The organism is Streptomyces sp. NPDC005070 (assembly GCF_053600395.1).
Genome location: NZ_JBSFZS010000455.1, coordinates 1 through 1,694, shown reverse-complemented (window position 1 = coordinate 1,694; position 1,694 = coordinate 1). Strand labels below are relative to the sequence as shown.

2 protein-coding genes are annotated in these 1,694 nt (G+C 71.6%); both read right to left on the bottom strand.

Annotation, left to right across the window (positions count from 1 at the left end):
* Positions 1-44 precede the first annotated feature (44 nt).
* Entirely contained in the window at positions 45-818 is a 774-nt protein-coding gene (locus ACWEBX_RS40190) for an AfsR/SARP family transcriptional regulator (RefSeq protein ID WP_451889641.1), read from the bottom strand.
* 118 nt (positions 819-936) lie between these two features.
* Positions 937-1,383 (bottom strand): hypothetical protein, encoded by a 447-nt coding sequence (locus tag ACWEBX_RS40185; protein ID WP_451889640.1) that lies wholly within the window; start codon positions 1,381-1,383, stop codon positions 937-939.
* Positions 1,384-1,694 lie beyond the last annotated feature (311 nt).

The following is a 1,694-nucleotide window of genomic DNA, read 5'->3' as shown; positions in this document are numbered from 1 at the left end:
CCTCCCCGGACGGGAAGGGGGCCCGCGGCGCGCCGCGCCGGACTTCAGGCCGACGCCAACTGGAGGTGCCGCAGATCGTCGGCGTACCGGAGGCTGCCTTCGAGGACGGCCTGGTGCGCCCGCGTCAGCGCGGGGCCCGGGTCGATGCCGAGTTCCTCCGCGAGGACCCGGCAGCCGGTGCGGTAGACCGCGAGCGCGTCGGCCTGCCGGTCACAGCGGTACAGCGCGATCATCAGATACGACCGCAGCCTCTCGTGCACGGGGTACTCCTGCACGAGACCGGTCAGTTCGGGCACGAGCGCGCTGTGCCGGCCGAGCTCCAGATCCGCCTCGATCCGCTGTTCCAGAACGGTCGCCCAGGCCTCCTCGAGACGTGGCCGCTCGGCGTCGGCGAGGAAGTCGGTCACATCGGCGAGCGGTGAGCCTCGATGCAGGTCCAGCGCCGACCTGGCCAGGGCGGCGGCCTCCCCGTAGCGCGCCCTGGCCTGGGCCTCGCGCCCGAGGCCGGCCAGTCGCTCGAACTCCAGGAGATCCAGGCGCGCCCGCCCGGTGCGGATGAGGTAGCCGGGAGTCCGCCTCACCAGCTCGATGTCGGGGCCGAGTTGTTTGCGCAGCCTGGACACGTAAGTGCAGATCTGCGCGTTTCTGGTGGTGGGGGGCTCCCATCCCCACAGCAGGGCGCTCATGCGGTCGTCGGACACGGTCCGGCCGCGCGCCAGCAGCAGAGCCGCCAGAACGGTCTGCATCTTCGTACCGGCCAGAGCGATCCGCCCCTGGCCGTCCCGTACCTCGACCGGGCCGAGAATCCGGAATTCCACGCTTCCCCCTGCTCTCCGCAACCACTGCCGAACCAGTCCGGCAATCAACATCCTGTGCGAGAACATGGCCGGAATGAGTGGTTCCGATCTGGCAGGACCCTGCCCGTACAGCAGGCTGTCAACCTCTGGCCATAGCCTGTCGCCGGTCCACCCGACAGCGCTCGACGGTTCCGTCGGTCCGGGTCACGGCGACGGTGCGCCCTCGGCCCTCCGCGACGCACAGCCAGAAATCACCCCCCACCACGGTCGCCCGCGCGTCGCTGCTCGTCGTCCGCAGCACGCCCCGGGTGAAGGTCACCACAGCGGGTGGCCCGGCCGCGCTGCCCTCGCCGAGCACGCCCCAGGCGAGGGTGAGCTCACGGCCGTCGCTCGCGTGCGTGTGGGCGCCGCGCAGGACAACCGGGTGCAGCGCGCTCGGGACGACCACGTCCAGCATCGCGTCCCCGCCGTAGACCTCCAGGGCCGTACGTCCCCGTGAAGCGCGGCCGAGTCGGATCGACCAGGGGGTGCCGAGGAGGGGGAACCGGCCGGTTCCCGGCACCTCTTGCTCCGACAGGGTGTACACGGCGCGCGGCCTCCTTCCGTACCCGACGTCCGGGTACGGAAGGAGTCTGGTCGGGCGCGCGGGCCGGGTCCTCAACGCCAGCATCCGAGTCCGCGGTGGTGCTGGCTTCACCCTCGTTCGCAGCCCGCGCCGTCCTCGCCCGCGCCGCCCGCGCCCGCCCTCGTATCGAACAAATATGGGGGCACGGGGGAGTGTGGCGTTCCGGGATCACGAGAGGAAGTGGACGACGACGATGGCTACGACGGCCCAGGCTCCCAGGACGCGGCTCCTCGACCTCACGCTCGGCGAGACCGAGCGTGAGGCGTTCGCAC